7 protein-coding genes are annotated in these 17,022 nt (G+C 73.1%); 4 read left to right on the top strand and 3 right to left on the bottom strand.

From position 1 onward, the window contains the following. The first annotated feature begins 4 nt into the window (after window positions 1-4). A complete protein-coding gene (locus ABD285_RS05890) occupies window positions 5-442 on the top strand; it encodes a MarR family winged helix-turn-helix transcriptional regulator (RefSeq protein WP_284254344.1) in 438 nt (145 codons plus the stop codon). Here the strand turns inward: ABD285_RS05890 and ABD285_RS05885 are convergent. Further along, window positions 439-8,829: a DUF5979 domain-containing protein gene (locus ABD285_RS05885; protein ID WP_344201033.1), complete on the bottom strand. Its 8,391-nt coding sequence runs from the start codon at window positions 8,827-8,829 to the stop codon at window positions 439-441. The genes ABD285_RS05890 and ABD285_RS05885 overlap by 4 nt on opposite strands. Before the next feature lie 152 nt (window positions 8,830-8,981). Continuing rightward, window positions 8,982-9,539, bottom strand: coding sequence for an NUDIX hydrolase family protein (locus ABD285_RS05880; RefSeq protein WP_284254339.1), 558 nt, complete (start codon window positions 9,537-9,539; stop codon window positions 8,982-8,984). A gap of 139 nt (window positions 9,540-9,678) precedes the next feature. Here ABD285_RS05880 and ABD285_RS05875 point away from each other — a divergent pair, with 139 nt between their 5' ends. Both ABD285_RS05875 and ABD285_RS05870 read left to right on the top strand, forming a co-directional pair. After that, on the top strand, window positions 9,679-10,287 hold the full coding sequence (locus ABD285_RS05875) for an alpha/beta hydrolase (protein ID WP_284254337.1): 609 nt from the start codon (window positions 9,679-9,681) through the stop codon (window positions 10,285-10,287). Beyond that, window positions 10,284-10,922 carry an alpha/beta hydrolase gene (locus ABD285_RS05870; RefSeq protein ID WP_344201029.1) on the top strand — a complete coding sequence of 213 codons (639 nt, stop codon included), beginning with the start codon at window positions 10,284-10,286 and terminating at the stop codon, window positions 10,920-10,922. Before ABD285_RS05875 ends, ABD285_RS05870 begins: the two co-directional genes overlap by 4 nt. On the opposite strand, the gene ABD285_RS05865 is transcribed toward ABD285_RS05870, so the two are convergent. Further along, entirely contained in the window at window positions 10,919-12,193 is a 1,275-nt protein-coding gene (locus ABD285_RS05865) for an MFS transporter (RefSeq protein WP_284254335.1), read from the bottom strand. The genes ABD285_RS05870 and ABD285_RS05865 overlap by 4 nt on opposite strands. Window positions 12,194-12,276: 83 nt before the next feature. On the opposite strand from ABD285_RS05865, the gene ABD285_RS05860 reads away from it, so the two are divergent. Beyond that, entirely contained in the window at window positions 12,277-17,016 is a 4,740-nt protein-coding gene (locus tag ABD285_RS05860; protein WP_344201027.1) for an ATP-dependent helicase, read from the top strand. Window positions 17,017-17,022 lie beyond the last annotated feature (6 nt).

Raw genomic sequence — 17,022 nt, 5'->3', positions numbered from 1 at the left:
CCGTGTGGCGACCGACGTGACACCGCTTGACGACCGGCTCGGCTTCCTGCTGAAGACCGCATACGCCCAGCTGGCCCAGCGGGTGGATGCCGCCCTCGCCCCGCTCGGGCTCACCGCCCGGCAGCTCGCCGTGCTCTCCGTGATCGCGGCGGACGACGCGCTCTCGCAGATCGCCCTCGGCGAGCGGCTCGGCGTCGATCGCACGACGATCGTCGCGATGCTCGACGAGCTGGAGGGCAGCGGCCTCGTGGAACGCCGCCGGGACCCGCGCGATCGACGGCGCAACGCCCTGGTCCTCACGGGATCCGGTCGCGCGCGCGTCATGCGGGCCGAGCGAACCCGTGCTGCGGCCGAATCCGCCTTCCTGTCACGGCTCGACGAATCCGCGGCACGCGACCTCGTCGCGGCGCTGCGGAGTCTCGTGCGGCATCCGGACGGCTAGCGGGCCTCGCGCCGCGTCCGGCGACGCAGGCGCACGGCGATCAGCGCGCCGAAGCCCATCATCATGAGCAGCGCGGCGGCTGCGATGAGCGCCCGCGGGTCGACGCCCGTCGACGCGAGCGCCGCACCCGCGGTCCAGATCGTCGCGGAGTCCTCCGGGTCGGCGAGCGTCGGCAGGTCGACGCTGATGTCGGTGCCCGTCACGTGCGCGGTGTTGGTGATCGGCCCGAAGCCGGCGTGGGGGCTCAGCAGGGTCGTCAGCGTGACCGCGGGTGCGGACTGCAGCGCCCCGAGCGGACGATCGAGCGTGCAGACCAGCGTGCCGCCGTAGCCGGAACCGTTTCGCCCCGTCACCTCGCAGCTCTGCCAGGACGGCTGACCCGCGTCGGCCGGCGCCGGGTCGACCGACAGCACCTTGAGGGTCGCCGGGATGGGGTCGACCAGTTGGACCTGGTCGGCCGCGCCGAGGCCGCTGTTGCCGCTCCTCATGACGTAGTCGACGGTGGTGCCGACCGGCACGTTGGTCGAGGAGACGTCCTTGGTGAACCACAGCGAGGCCGCCGGGTCGCCGTGCGCGTCGGCGCAGCTCGCGGTCGCCGCCGGGTAGGTCAGCGCGAGCGTCGTGGTCGGGTTGATGCTGATCCGCACCGACCCGTCCGCGCGCAGCCCGTACTCCGGCAGGGTGCTGTCCTGCACGAGGTTCTCCCACTGCGGCGTCTCCCCCGGCTCGGCGGCGCGCCACCCCGGCCACAGGATGCCCTGCTGCGTCGACGGGTCGACCGCGGCACCCGGCCAGAGCAGCGTGCCCGTGATCGGACCGGCATCCGGGTCGCCGCCCTCGAGCGGAACGGTGTCGGTGTGCACGACGGTGCCGGCGCCGTCGAGCCACTCGACGGTCATGGTCTTGCCCGACAGGTCGACGTTGCGCGCATCGACGGAGTACTGCAGCCACGGCGCGTCCTTCACGCACTGCGGCGTGACCGTCGCATCAAGCCACTTGACCGGGAGCGAGACGGTGTCGTCGTCACCGGTCACCACGCGCGTCGTCGACGTGACGGCGGCCGTGTTGTCGAGGTCGTCCTGCGCGATCTGCGGGCGCACGCTCACGTGCGCCGTGATGCGCGGCGCGGTGGCACCCACCCCGAGCAGGATGCCGGGCTCGGCGCCGAGGTCGCAGGCGAGGGTGCCGCCGTAGCCGTCGCCGTCCGCGCCGGTCACCGCGCAGCTCCAACCGGCCGCGTCGATGCCGGTCACCCGGAGGTCGTCGTCGAGCGGGTCGGCGACGTGCACGCCGGCCGCGGCGACCTCGCCGGTGTTGGCGACATCCATCGTGTAGTCGAAGTCGGTGGCGCCCTGCACGATCGTCGCGGTCGCCTCCTTGTCGATCGAGAGCGATCCGAGCAGGAAGGTGTTGACGATCGTGACCTCGGACGGCGATCCGGCGGCCAGAGTCACGGTGCCGTCCGCGGGCGACAGCGCGTGGGTGACGGCGTCGCCCTGGTCGGTCTCGTCGACGGTGCAGATCGCCCCGACCGGGAGGCCGCTCACCGTGCGGGTGTAGTGGCCGGGCGACAGCGTGAGGGTGGCGCGATCGCCGAGGTCGAGCGCAACGCTCGCACCGTCGTGGTCGAGGGTGCAGAGCAGCGAGGCCATGTAGGTGCCGTTGCCGTAGGTGTCGACGCCGTCGCCCTCCTGCTGCTTGGTGACCACGAGGTCCTGCACGTCGAAGGTGTTGGTGATGCCGATCGTCGCGGTGCCGTTCGCGGGCACCGTCGACGGCGACATCGCGCCGACGCTCGAGCTCGTCGATCCGCCGGTCGCGGTCTCGAGCGCCTGGCAGCTCGCGCCGCCGATGAGACCGGAGACCGTCGCGCGGTAGTCGTGCGCGGCGTCGAGGGTCACGATGCCCGCGTCCGGCAGCGGGATGGTGAGGAGCTCGCCGTTGCGCTGCCAGGTGCAGCTCAGCTGCGCCTCGAACGGCCCGGTGCCCCAGGCGGACGCGCCCGCGCCGGTGATCGTCTTGTCGAGCTCGACGGAGCCCGTGTCGAAGCGGTTGGTCAGCACCGCGGTCGTCAGCCCCACGGTCTGCGGGCCGCTCGGGCCCGCGATCGCGACCGAGGCGTCCGCGGCGTTCGTCGTCGCGCCGCCGGCGTCCGTCTCGCTCAGGGCGCACTGCGTGCCCGCGGGCATGACCGGGTCGAGCGTGCGGGTCTCGCCCGCCTGCAGGATCACGGTCGTGGTCTGGACGTGCTGGCCCCGGTAGCTGCAGTCGACGCCGACGGTGTACGAGCCGGTGCCGTAGTCGGTGGCGCCCGCGCCCGTCACGAGCTTGCTGATCGCGAGGCGTCCGCCGTCGTAGACGTTGGTCACGACGGCGTCGTACCCGGCGTGGGTGCCGAGCACGATGGCGGTTGGGCCGCCCTCGGTCGCGGGCACGGCCGAGCCGCCGTCGACGTTCACCTGGATGCGGTCGGCGTGATCGCTGTCGGTCTCGGTGAGCGCGCAGACGGCGGTCACGGGGAGATCCGCGATCGTGCGGCTGGCACCGTCAGCGAGCGTGAAGGCGACGTCGGCGGCGGCGAGCGGCACCGCGAGCGTGCCGGCCCCGGTCGCGGCGGTGCACGACAGCGCGAACGAGAACGGCCCGACCTCGCCCACCGTCGCGGTCGTCGACACGTGCTTGGTCACCACGAGCGAGGTGGTGCCGTAGGCGTTGGTGATCGTCGCGCGCTGGGTGGGGGGAACGGCATCCGCGGAGCCCGCGGCGGTCGTCACGGCGATCCCGGCTCCGGTTCCGGATGCCGCCGCCGGGCTGTACGAGGTCGAGCTCGCTCCGCTGGGGCTCTCCACGATCCCGCAGTCGGCGCCCACCGGGATCCCGTCGATCCGTGCGGTGTAGCCGGTCGCCGACGCGAGCGTCAGGGCGCCGCCGGAGGGCAGCGTCACGGGGGCACCCGCCACGGTGCAGGTGGCGGTCGCGGCGTACGAGACCGGGGCGTAGGCCGCGCCGGCGCCGATGATCGCCTTGGTCACCTGCAGCGGTCCGGTGAGCAGCTGCACGCCCGCGCGGGCCGGCTCGACGCGGCGGTCCGCGTAGCCGGCGCCGAACTTCGCCCACACCCCGAAGCTGTTCCACGCCTGCGCGGTGCCGAGCGGCACGGTCGTGGGGGCGAGCTTGTCGGACGCGGTCGTCGACGGCTGGTTCACCGTGCGGTAGGTGACCGCGACGGTGGCAGCCGGGGGCAGGGTGCCGGACGGGGAGGCGCCGACCACCGAGGTGAAGTCGAAGACGATGCGGATCGCCGTCACCCGGGCGAGCTGGGTCGCCGACATCGTCGCGCCATCGACCCACGTCGCGGTCGAGCAGCTGGAGTCGGTGTCGTAGGAGGGGCACGGGTCGGCGGACGTCGTGCCCTGCCAGCTCATGGCCGCACCGGCCGACAGGTCGTCGGTGGCGAGCGTGACGCCGCCGGCGAAGACCGGGCGGAAGGTCGTGCCGCGGCTCGCGCCCGAGCGGAGGTAGCTGTCGCCCGGCTTCGGCAGCACGTCGACGACGGTCGCCGCCGTCGCCGGCACGTTGCCGCCGTTGACGATCTGCAGCTTCCACTGATCGGTGGCGCCGACGACGGTGTTCGCCGCGCACGGCTGGCGGTAGTAGCCCTGGGGGTCGGCGACGCAGGGCGTGGCCGCGTTGTTCACGTTGACCGCGCCGCGGGTCGACTCGCCCGCACCGTCGACATCGCCCTTGACGCCCTTGAACGAGCTGATCGCCGAGGCCGAGATCGTGCTGACGGAGTTCTGCGTGAGGCAGCTCGTGCCGCCGGCGGTGAAGGTCACGGGCTGGCCGTTGCCAGATGCGCTGTTCGTGCAGGCGCTCAGCGCGCGATCGCTCGAGAACCGGAACTGGTTCGGGATCGCGCCGTGGCTGGCCTGCAGCCCCGGCTGGATGGCGATCGGGATCACGAGCGTGACCTTCTCGCCCGGCGCCATGCGCGATCCGGCCGGCCAGGTCACGGTGATGCGCTTGCTCGTCGCGTCGAACGCGACGCTCTGCCCGGAGGTCGGCAGCAGGCCGCCGGTCGACGTCGCGGAGGTGATCTCGCTCGTGGGGTCGAAGACGAGGGCGCCGTCGGCGGGCAGCTGATCGGTGACGACCGGGTTGGTGAGGTAGCCCGTGCCGGTGTTGGTCATCACCAGGGTCCAGTTGATGGTCTGGCCCGCCGGCGAGGTGGCGACATCCGGGGTCGTGGAGATGTCGACCGTGAACGTGCCCGGGTTCAGGCTCAGCGTCGCCGTGTTCGTCGCCGAGCGGTCCGCGAGGTGCGGGTTGCCGACGGTCGCGGTGACGTCGTCCGGCAGGGTCGACGGGAACGCCAGCACGGCGCCGGTGTCGCGGGTCGCCGGTCGCAGCGTGACGGTGAACGCCGCGCTCGCGGTCCACGCGGCGGCCGGGCCCGTGATCGAGAACAGGTCGTTCGGGTTGCTGGGGTCGGTGGTGTCGTTGGTGAAGACGAACCGGATGCCGGTGACGGCGTTCGTATCGACACCGTCGGGCAGGGCGGCGCTCGCGGCCGCGGTGCCCGTGGTCCAGGTGCTCGACCCGTTCAGCTGCACGTCGACCTCGACGCGGTTCGCGCCGGTCGGGAGCGCGACGGCGCCGAGCGCGCCGAGCCGGACGGCGTTCCAGAACTCCGGGCGGGTGTCCTGCACGACCAGCCGATCCGGCGATGCGGTCGCGCCGTTGGAGCCGGCGGTGAGGGTGACCGTCACGGGATTCGCGCGGTCCTTCTCGAGGAGCGCACTCGGGCTGAAGGACTTCGCGGTGGTCACCGCGAGAGCCGCGTCGCTGAGGGTGAGGTCGACCGATCGCGTGATGTACGCGGCGGAGGCGTCGAGCACGCCGTCCCATGACTCGGCGAACGCGGTGTTCGTGATCGTCCGCGGGGTGACGGGCGTCGCGGGGGAGCTGCGCAGGGTGGGGCGCAGCTGCGCCGTGATGGTCAGCCTGGGCTTCGCGGTGGAGACGATCGTGCCGCCGTCGGCCTGGCTCGAGCCGATCCACAGCACGCTCACGCCGACGACGTCGCGCAGCGCGCTCGCGCTCGTGAGCGTCGAGCTCGTGAGCCCCACCGTGGCGGTGTGCCCGTCGGCGTACCAGAGCTCGATGCCGGATGCCGTGGCGTCGATGCCGGTGCTGCCCGTGTAGCCGCTCGGCACGATCTTCGTGATGGTGAAGGCGTCGAACGGACTGGTGGCCGGATTCCACGTCGCGCCGGCGTACGGGTCGACGGTCCAGCCGGAGACGCCGTCGGCGCTGGGGTGCGCGCAGTCCGACGGCGTCAAGGCAGCGCAGGGCGCCTGGTCGGTGACCCGCAGAGCCCACGCCTTCGCCGGCGCCGTGTTGTTGGCGGTGAGGGTGAAGTCGGTGCTCGGATACGCGGCATCCGGGATGTCGCCCGCGACCGGGATGGCGACCGCGGTCGGGGCGACGGTCTTGGTGAGGGCGACGCCCGGGGTGGTGTCGAGCACGAGGAGGTCGGCGCTCGCCGTGCCGGTCTGCGCATCGAGCGCCACGCCCGCGGTGTTGGTGACGACGCCGGCGTCGGCGTCGTTGTAGGTGCGCGACCCGGTGACCCACGGGTGGGCCGGGTCGCCCGAGGCATCCCGCAGCGTGTTGCGCAGCTGGAAGACGAAGGTGACGGCTCGACTGTCCGGCCCGCTGGCGACGCCCGACCCGACCGGCGGGGCAAGCGGGTCGGTCGTGCGGCCGCCGGCCCACTCGGCGAACGTGATCCGCACCCCCACGGTGGATGCCTGCTCCGCAGTGCTCAGCGAGTACGCGGGCATCTTGCCCTGACAGACCGCCGCCGAAGTGCAGACCTTGCTCGTGATGTCGGTTGGCTGCGCGGCGCCGGAGGCGAACAGCTCCACCTTGGTGACGCGGTCGTAGGCGATGAGCGGGTCGGTGGCGGTCGTGATCGCGTTGATCCTGGTGAGGTTGAACGCCTGGAACACGGTGCTCGAGACGGCTGCCGACGGATCGGCGGGCTCGGTCACCGTCGCGGTCGTGTAGCCCGAGATCTCGGTGCCCCACCGGACGGTGGCGTTGGCGGCGTCGCCGGACTGGGCGTTGACGGTGGCGACGTTCCAGCTCTTGCTCGGGGCGATCATCCCGCCGGACCCGCCCGCGAGCTGCTTGATGACGGCGGTGCTGCTGGAGCCGGTCGTGGCGGTCACCGGCCCCTCGCCGTCGATCACGACGTCGCCGATCGCGGTCGCGGTGGCCGCGTTCGTGTAGGTCACGTTCGACCCGGAGCCGGCCGTGCTCTCCCCCGAATCGCGCACGGTCGCGCGCGCCACGAAGGCGAGATTCGCCTGCAGGGTCGAGGCCTGGGCGAAGCCGTCGACGTTGGTGAACGTCAGTCGCACGCCCTGGAGGTTCGACGCGCCGGGGAGCGCGGCCTGGTAGTAGGCGGCGCCGGCCGACGCGGGCACCGAGGCCACGACGTCCCACGTCGTGCGGTCGGTCGTGGTGGCGACGGTCAGCGCGGCCCCCGCCGGTACCTGCGTCGGCGCGACGGCGACGATGTCGAACGCGCCCCAGTAGTCGCCGGCCGCGCCCGTGGCGAGGTCCTGGATGATGACCGTCGTCGGATGCACGAAGCCCGAGTCGGAGTCGGTCGTCGCCTTCAGCTGCGCGATCGAGCGGCCGCCGGCCGGGATCGGCTTGGCCGCGGACGGCGTGATGGTCTTCGTCAGCGCGACCTTCACCTGCGGATAGAGCACGCCGAGCGACGCGGTCGGCACGGCGCGCGCGGCGTCGCCCGCGTCGTTGTGCCCGTCGACCCACCCCGTCTCGACCACCGTCGCCGGCGCGGCGCTCGAGGCGGCGATGTCCTTCGCGACCTGGATGCGCACCGGCAGCGACGCGGTGGCGCTCGGCGCGATCGCGCCGCGGTACACGACCGTGAAGCCCGTGACCGTCTGCCCCGCATCGAGGGCCGGGGAGCCGGGAAGGGCGTCGCCCTGGTGCAGCACCACGTCATCCGGGACGGCGCCGCCGCTGACGCTCCAGCTCAACGTCGCCGAGGTCGCCCCGGTCGGCCAGGCGGCACCGGAGGCGAAACCCGCGAAGGTCACCTTCGGCCCGAGCAGTGTTCCGCCGACCGGCTGGGTCAGCGTGAACGTCGACAGCGGGCCGTTGGAGGTGTTGACGCCCGTGAGGGTCACGGTCGTGGTCGTGCCCGCCGGGATCCGGGGGCCGGCGAACGCGGTCGAGCCCGACACGGTCGCGGTCAGGCCGCCGATCGTGTAGCTCGCGGTCGCGCTGCTCGACGCCGCGCCGTGGTTGCCGAGCGAGACGGTGCCGAGCACGGTCGCCGTCGCCGCGCCGCCGGTGACGAGCGGGGTGTGTGCCGATCGGGTCTGCGTGCGCTGCGCGAGCTGGAGCACGACCGAGCCCGCCGCCCCCTTGGCGGTGATGCCGGTCGCACCCGAGGTCGAGGTGAAGGTGATGCGCAGGCCCGCGACGTCCGCGGCGACGACGCCGTCGGGCAGAGCCGCCGTCGCCAGCGGGACGCCGGTCACCCAGTGGTCGGTGTCGGCGTCCACCTGGATCCGGTCGGCGCCGGCCGGGAAGGTCACCGCTCCCAGACCGCTCAGGTCGACCGTGTCGAACAGGTCGCCCGGGGCCGCGGGGTCGGCCGGCACCGCGAGCACCAGGCTCTGTGCGCCGCCGTTGGACGTGTTGCGGATGCCGACGGTCAGGTTCGAGGCCTCGCCCACCTTGTACTGCGTCGCGGTCGGCGCCCACGCCGCGGTGGCGGCGGTGGCGGGCGTGTACGGGATCGTCACGGTGGTGGTCGCCGACGAGGTGCGTGTGGCCGCGTTGTCGGCCGTGGCCGTCGCGGTGTCGGTGATCGGCGTGCCGTTCGAGGCCCAGTCGGGGCTGAGCGTCGCGGGCGCACTGAGGGAGACCTGGATGGAGGGGGCGCTGCCGTCCGGCAGACCGATGCCGCCCTCCTCGAGCGCAGCCGTGAACTGCACCGTCAGGGTGCGGCCACCGGCGCCGCCCCAGCTCGTGGTGGCGGTGGCCCCGGTGACGACGACGTTGGGGTTGAGGGTGAGGGCGTCGAACTCCGGAGGCAGCACGTCGGTGACGACGGCGTTGCGGCATCCGGCGCTCGAACAGCTCGGGCTGATCGTGTAGGTGAAGGTCTGGCCGGGCGCGACGGCGCTCTTGTCGACCGACACGGCGATGTCGAGCACGGCCGTGTCGGCTGCCTGCGCCGGAGCAGCGAGCGCCACCGTTGCGAGCAGTGCCAGCAGCGCGGCGACCGCCGCGGTGAAGACGGCCGTACGCCGTCCCGAGCGCGCGAGATGACGCATGATCGTGAAGCCCCCCGAAGGCGGTCCGCGAGATCCCCTCACGGTCGGTCCGCCTCGGGCAGGCTAAGCGGGGGACGCCGGGAGCCGGAAGACCCCAACGAAGGGGCTCCCCGAAGGGGTGACGAGGCGTGTCCCCCGGTTCGCGGCAGGCGTCAGCCGAGAACCCCCACGGAAGCGAGCGCGGCACGCAGAAGTGTCCCCCGACCGCCTTCGAGCTCGGCGTGGATCGAGGCACTGGATGCCTCCGCCGGCGTCATCCAGGTGACCTCCAGCGCATCCTGTCGCGGCTCGATCGTGCCGGTGACCGGCACGACGTAGGCGAGCGCGACCGCGTGCTGGCGCTCGTCGAGGTAGGCGCTGAGACCCGGGATCGGGAAGTACTCGGCGACGTGGAAGGGCACCGGGCTCGCCGGCAGCTGCGGGAACGCCATCGGCCCGAGATCCTTCTCGAGGTGCCGGAACAGCGCGTCGCGCAGCGTCTCGCCGAACATCACGCGGCCACTCACGAGCGTGCGCGTGATGTCGCCCTGCGCGTTGGCGCGCAGCAGCAGGCCGACGCTCGTGACGACGCCGAGCCCGTCGACCCGTACGGGCACGGCCTCGACGTAGAGGAGCGGGATGCGACGGCGCACGTCGGCGAGCTCCTCGTCGGTGAGCCAGGCGGAGTTCGGTTCCTCCGGGGGCGGATCTGGGGTGCCGACGGGGCTCATGCCCTCATTGTCGTCGCTCGCCGCGCCGACTCGTCGCGAAATGCAGGAACGGACGATGCCGGCCTGGCGGGTGATGATCCCGACGCGGCATCCCTCACGTCCGGTCCTGCATTTCGTCACGCGGGCTAGCCTCGGGAACATGGAGCTCGACCCGTCGGCCGTCATCTGGAACCGCGACGACCGTGCGGGCCGTCCGCTGCTCGTGATCCTGCACGGCCTCGGGGCGAGCGAGCGCGACTTCGTGCCGATCTTCCCGATGCTGCCGGACGACCTGGCGATCGCCTCGGTGCGCGCGCCGATCGACTTCGCGCCCGGCGCCGCCTGGTTCCAGCCGCAGCAGTCCGACGCGCTCGCCCGCGAGATGGACGAGTCGACGGATGCCCTGGTGCGCTGGGTCGCGACGCAGTCCGGTCACCCGTCGGTCGGCATCCTGGGCTTCTCACAGGGCGGCGCGATCGCGGTGCACACGTTGCGCCGCGCACCGGAGCTGGCCGACTACGCCGTCAGCCTCGCCGGGTTCCTGCCCGGCGTCGCCGACGACACCGCCCTCGGCGAGCGCCGCACGCCGCTGTTCATCGGCTACGGGCTCGCCGACGACGTCGTGCCGCGGGCCTGGACCGACATGCTCGTCGACTGGGCGACGCCGCTCACCGAGGTCGCGACGCACTTCTACCCGGGGTTGACGCACGCGGTCTCCGAGGAGGAGATCGCGGACGCGTCCGCCTTCATCCGCGCGCACCTGCCGTGACGGCGCCCGCTCTCGACTCCGACGCGATCCTCTGGAGCGCGTCGCCCGAGGCGCGACCCGGGCGCCCCCTGCTCCTCGCGATGCACGGGCGGGTCAGCGGCGAGCAGCGGCTCGTGACGGCGTCGGCCTCGTTCCCCGAGGACTTCGTGATCGCGCACCTGCGCGGGACGCGGGCCGAGGAGGGCACATGGTCGTGGTTCGCCCCCGACAACGAGCGCGGCGATCCGCGACCGGAGGATGCGTCGGCCTCCGCGGCGGCGGTGCTGTCGTGGCTCGAGACGCTCCCTCCGGCGCCGCTCGTCGGGGCGCTCGGATTCTCGCAGGGCGGCGCGATGGCGCTGGAGCTGCTGCGCCACGATCCGGACCGCGTGCGCTTCGCCGTCAACCTGGGCGGGTACGCGGTGCGCGGCGAGCGGGCACGGGATGCCGAACTGCGTGAGCGCAGACCCCCGGTCTTCTGGGGCCGGGGAGGGCTCGATCACGTGATCGGGCCGGTCGCGATCGACCGCACGACCGCGTGGCTCGATCGGCACGCGACCGTCACGGCGCACTTCTACCCGCGGCTGCGCCACACCGTGAGCAGGCGCGAGGCGGCGGATGCCGGCGCGTTCCTGCAGGAACGGCTCGGGCGCTAGGCCTCCGCGGTCGCCTCGCGCCGCTCGGGCGCCGGGCCGCGCGCCGCGCGGATCGCCGACCGCCCCGACGGCACCACGATGGCGACGAGCATGACGAGCGCGGTCGCCGCACCGCCGAGCACGAGGAGCACCTGTACCGTCCAGACGTCGGCGAGCGGGCCGAACGCGACCATGCCGATCGGAGTCGCCAGCGCCATCACGATGCCGACGTAGCTGAACACGCGACCGTGCTTCTCCGGCTCGACGGTCTCCTGGATGAGCGTCATGAACGGCGCCGAGAAGGCGGGCACGATGAGCCCGAACACGAACATGACGCCGTAGAAGACCCACAGGTTCGGGCTGAACCCGAGGGCGACGTTCAGCAGTGCGAAGCCGAACGTCGAGAACAGGATGAGCCCCAGCCGGCTCCGCTTGGCGAGCACGGTCGAGACGGCGACGCCGCCGAGCGTCATGCCGATGCCGAATGCGACCTCGAGGCCCGCCAGCATCCACGGCTCGTCGCCGAACGAGCGCGCCACCATGAGCGGGGTGAGGAACGACGGCGCGACCGTCAGCACGAAGATGATCGTGAAGACGAGCAGGAGCCAGCGCACGACACCGTGTCCCGCGATGTAGCGCAACCCGTCGGCGAGGTCGGCGAAGTAGCCGGTGGTGGCCTGGGTCATGCGCTGCAGCGAGGGCACCCGCACGAGCGCCATCAGGCCGATGCCGATGACGGCGGTGACGACGTCGATGAAGAAGGTCGGCACGATGCCGACCAGCCCGAAGACGAGCCCGGCCGCCGCGGGGGCGACGAGCGACATCGCGGACTGCACCGTGCCGTAGAGGCCGTTGACGCGCATCAGCTGATCGGGCGGTGTGATCTGGGGGATGAGCGCCTGGACGGCGGGCTGCTGGACTCCGGCCCCGATCGAGCGCACGCCCACGGCGAGCAGGATGATCCACAGGTCGGTGATCCCCGACATCATGACGAGTGCGAGGGCCAGCGTCGTCAGCGCGATGACGCCGTCGGAGGTCATCGCCAGGATGCGCCGGTTCACCCGGTCGGCGAGCGTGCCGCCGAAGATCGAGACGAGACCCTGCGGAGCGAAAGCGGCGAGCGCGTAGAGCGCCACCGCCCAGCCCGACTTGGTCTCGAGCGTGACATACCACATGACCGCGTACTGCACGATCATCGAGCCGAACAGCGAGACGGTCTGCCCGCTGAGGAAGATCGCCGCGTTCGAGCGCCAGCGCTCGGGCACCGCAACGGGGGCGGCGATGTCGGTCATGACGTCCTCGTCGGTCGGAGTCGGTCGCGAATGTGGACAGCGTACACAGGGCATCTGACGGCGGTCGCGTGGAGGATGAGGGGATGGCATCCGCCCTCGAGCCGTTCTCCCCCGCCACGCGGGCGTGGTTCGAGGGCGCGTTCGCCGGCCCCACCCCCGCCCAGGCCGGCGCGTGGGAGGCGATCTCCTCCGGGCGGCACGCGCTCGTCGTCGCGCCCACCGGCTCCGGCAAGACGCTGTCGGCGTTCCTCTGGTCGCTCGACCGGCTCGCCGCCGAGGTGCGCCCCGCCAATCCGAAGCAGCGCACCCGGGTCCTCTACATCTCGCCGCTCAAGGCGCTCGGCGTCGACGTGGAGCGCAACCTGCGCGCCCCGCTGGTGGGCATCACCCAGACCGCGCGGCGGCTGGGGCTCGACGTGCCGCCGATCTCGGTGGGGGTGCGGTCGGGCGACACACCCGCCGCCGACCGCCGGATGCTGCTGCGGGAGCCGCCGGACATCCTGATCACGACGCCCGAGTCGCTCTACCTGATGCTGACCTCGGCGGCGCGCGAGACGCTCACCGGCGTGGAGACCGTCATCGTCGACGAGATCCACGCGGTCGCCGCGACGAAGCGCGGGGCGCACCTCGCGGTGTCGCTCGAGCGACTCGACGCGATGCTCGAGACGCCCGCCCAGCGGATCGGCCTCTCGGCGACCGTGCGGCCGGTCGAGGAGGTCGCGCGGTTCCTCGGCGGGCGCGCGAGCGTCGAGATCGTCAAGCCGCCGATCCAGAAGACGTTCGACCTGCGCGTGGTCGTGCCCGTCGAGGACATGACGGAGCTCGGGGCGCGCCAGACCGCCGAGACGCTCGAGGACGACGAGACGGCGCTGCAGAGTGCCGGGTCGATCTGGCCGCACGTCGACCGGGCGATCCTCGACGAGATCCTGCGGCACCGTTCGACGATCGTCTTCGCGAACTCCCGCCGGCTCGCCGAGCGGCTCACGGCCTCGTTGAACGAGCTGTACGAGGAGCAGGTCACCGGCTCGGCGCCGGAACGCTTCCCGGCGCAGGCGGTCGGCGGCTCCGGCATCACGGGGGCCGCGAAGCTCGCGACCGCGGTCACCGGGGGTCCCGTATTGGCGCGCGCGCACCACGGCTCCGTCTCGAAGGAGCAGCGGGCGCTCATCGAGGACGACCTGAAGTCCGGCCGGCTGCGCTGCGTCGTCGCCACGAGCTCTCTCGAGCTGGGCATCGACATGGGGGCGGTCGACCTCGTCATCCAGGTCGAGTCACCGCCGTCGGTGGCGTCCGGCCTGCAGCGCGTCGGTCGCGCGGGCCACCAGGTCGGCGAGATCTCGAAGGGCGTGCTGTTCCCGAAGCACCGCGCCGACCTGCTGCACACGACGGTCGTGAGCGAGCGGATGACGGCCGGGCTGATCGAGGCGATCGCGATCCCGCAGAACCCGCTCGACATCCTGGCCCAGCAGACCGTCGCGGCGACGGCGCTCGACAGCCTCGACGTGGAGGAGTGGTTCGACACGGTGCGCCGCTCGGCGCCGTTCGCCACCCTGCCCCGGTCGGCGTTCGACGCGACGCTCGACCTGCTCGCCGGACGCTACCCCAGCGACGAGTTCGCCGAATTGCGTCCGCGGATCGTGTGGGATCGCGTGGCCGGCACGATCGCCGGTCGCCCCGGATCGCAGCGCCTGGCCGTGACATCCGGCGGGACGATCCCCGACCGCGGCATGTTCGGCGTCTTCATCGTCGGCACCGAGGACGGTGCGCGCCGCGTTGGCGAGCTCGACGAGGAGATGGTGTACGAATCGCGGGTGGGCGACGTCTTCGCCCTCGGCGCGACGAGCTGGCGCATCGAGGAGATCACCTCCGACCGCGTGCTCGTCTCTCCCGCGTTCGGCCAGCCGGGTCGGGTGCCGTTCTGGAAGGGAGACGGCCTCGGCCGTCCTGCCGAGCTCGGCAAGGCGATCGGCGGGTTCACGGCCGAGCTCCTGGCCGGAGGCCGGAAGGGCGAGGCGGTTGCGGAGCGCCTGCGCGCCGCCGGACTCGACGAGTACGCCGTCGGCAACCTGCAGCGCTTCGTGCACGAGCAGAAGGAGGCGACCGGCGCGGTGCCGACCGACACGACCCTCGTGGTCGAGCGGTTCCGCGACGAGCTCGGCGACTGGCGCCTCGTGCTGCACTCCCCCTACGGCATGCCCGTGCACTCGCCGTGGGCGCTCGCGGTCGCCGCGCGCATCCGGGAGCGGCTCGGGGTCGAGGGCTCGGCGATGGCGGGCGACGACGGGATCGTCGTGCGGCTGCCCGAGACCGATGCCGAGGCCCCGGGGGCCGACCTGTTCCGCTTCGAGCCGCAGGAGCTCGACGAGCTCGTGACGCTCGAGGTCGGCGGTTCGGCGCTGTTCGCCTCCCGGTTCCGGGAGTCGGCCGCGCGTGCGCTGCTGCTGCCGCGCATGAACCCGACCCGGCGATCCCCGCTCTGGCAGCAGCGGCAGCGCAGCGCCCAGCTGCTCGAGGTGGCGCGCAAGTATCCGAGCTTCCCGATCATCCTGGAGACCGTGCGCGAGGTGCTGCAGGACGTCTACGACCTGCCGTCGCTGCACACGCTCGCGACCGACCTGCAGGCGAACCGGGTCCGGATGGTCGAGGTCGAGACCGACGTGCCGTCGCCGTTCGCGCGCTCCCTGCTCTTCGGTTACGTCGCGGCGTTCCTCTATGAAGGGGACTCCCCGCTCGCCGAGCGCCGGGCCGCGGCGCTCTCGCTCGACCCGACGCTGCTCGCCGAACTGCTCGGCCGAGCCGAGCTGCGCGAACTGCTCGACCCGGAGGTCATCGAGCAGACGGAGCTCGAGCTGCAGCGCCTCGCCCCCGACCGCCGCGCGCGCGACGCGGAGGGCGTCGTCGACCTCCTCCGCGTCCTCGGCCCCCTCACCCTCGCCGAGATCCACGCCCGCTCTTCATTGAGCCCAATTGGGGTCACCGAACCAATTGGTGACCCCAATTGGGATCTTTCAAGGGCGCTGGGGGAGCTGGCGCGGGCGAACCGGGTGCTGCGGGCGACCGTCGCGGGCGAGGAGCGGTGGGCCGTCATCGAAGACGCCTCCCGCCTGCGCGACGCCCTCGGGGTCCCGCTGCCCATCGGCGTGCCGAGCGCGTTCCTCGACCCGGTCGCCGACCCGGTGGGCGATCTCGTCAGCCGCTACGTGCGCACCCACGGCCCGTTCACCGCCGCCGACGCGGCCGCACGGCTCGGGCTCGGAGTCGCCGTCGTCCTCGACGCCCTGCGCCGGCTCGCGGCCGACCGGCGCGCGGTCGAGGGCGAGTTCCGGCCGGGAGCGACCGGCAGCGAATGGGTGGATGCCGAGGTCCTGCGGCGCCTGCGCGCCCGGTCGCTCGCGGCGTTGCGCTCCGAGGTCGAGCCGGTGCCGCAGCGCGCACTCGGACGCTTCCTCCCGGATTGGCACCACGTCGGCGCGCTGGAGCTGAAAGGAGAGGCCATTTCTGGCCTCTCCCGCGACGCCAGCGCCGAGGCCCGTCTCGGGCCTCGGGTCACGGCTCCCCGACCTGCTCTGCGCGGGGTCGACGGCGTCGTCGCCGCGATCGAGCAGCTCGGCGGCGTCGCGCTGCCGGCGTCCGCATGGGAGGCCCTGATCCTGCCGAGCCGGGTGCGCGACTTCCTGCCGATGATGCTCGACGAGCTCACGACGACGGGCGAGGTCCTGTGGTCGGGTCGCGGGGAGCTGCCCGGCGGCGACGGCTGGCTCGCGCTGCACCTCGCCGAATCCGCACCGCTCACGCTGCCCGCGCCGGCGCTCGACGAGCCCGCGCTCGCCGACGCGACCGAGCTGCACGATCGCATCCTGCTCGCGCTCACGGGTGGCGGCGCCTTCTTCTTCCGGCAGCTGCAGCAGACGCTCGCCGCGACCGGGCCGGCCGACGACACCGACCTCGCCCGTGCGCTGTGGGATCTCGTGTGGGCCGGCCTCGTCACGAACGACACGCTCGCCCCGCTCCGCGCGCGCCTCGGCGCCACGACGTACCGCCCGCGCAAGCCGACGCGACGGCCGGGACGGCCATCGGCGCCGGCGTCGCTACGGAGGCCGGACATGACCTCCGCCTCCCGCTCCAGCGCGCCCCCGACCGTCGCCGGGAGGTGGAGCCTGCTGCCCCAGCCCGAGACGGCGACCACGGTGCGTGCCGCGGCTCTGGCCGAGCAGCTGCTCGACCGGCACGGCATCGTCACCCGCGGCGCGGTGCAGAGCGAGGGTGTGGCCGGCGGCTTCGCCCTCGCCTACAAGGTGCTCGCCGGGCTCGAGGAGACCGGCCGCACGCGACGCGGCTACTTCGTCGAGGGGCTCGGGGCCGCGCAGTTCGCGACGCCGGCGACGGTCGACCGGGTGCGCGCGTTCGCGCCGGAGCCCGAGGAGCACGATGATCTCGTCGCCCTGACGCTCGCCGCAACCGATCCCGCCAACCCGTACGGTGCGGCGATCGGCTGGCCCGCTCCGCCGGCCGACGCGGGGTCGGGCCACCGCCCGGGACGCAAGGCCGGCGCCCTCGTGGTGCTCGTCGACGGCGGCCTCGCCCTCTACGTCGAGCGCGGCGGCAAGACCGTGCTCGACCTGCTGCCCCACGACGACGCCGACCGCACCGTGGCCGCGCGCGCCGCCGCCGCCGCCTCGCTCGCCGCCACCGTGCGGGCCACGGGAGGCCGGCTGCGCGTCGAGAAGGTCGACGGGGCGTTCGCCGTCGGCACCCCGCTCGGCGACGCGCTCGTCGCCGCCGGCTTCGCGACCACGCCGCAGGGCCTGCGGCTGCGCGGCTGAGGCGCG

The organism is Pseudolysinimonas kribbensis, from assembly GCF_039531715.1.
GTDB lineage: Bacteria > Actinomycetota > Actinomycetes > Actinomycetales > Microbacteriaceae > Pseudolysinimonas > Pseudolysinimonas kribbensis.
This window is presented reverse-complemented; position numbering and strand designations above follow the sequence as displayed.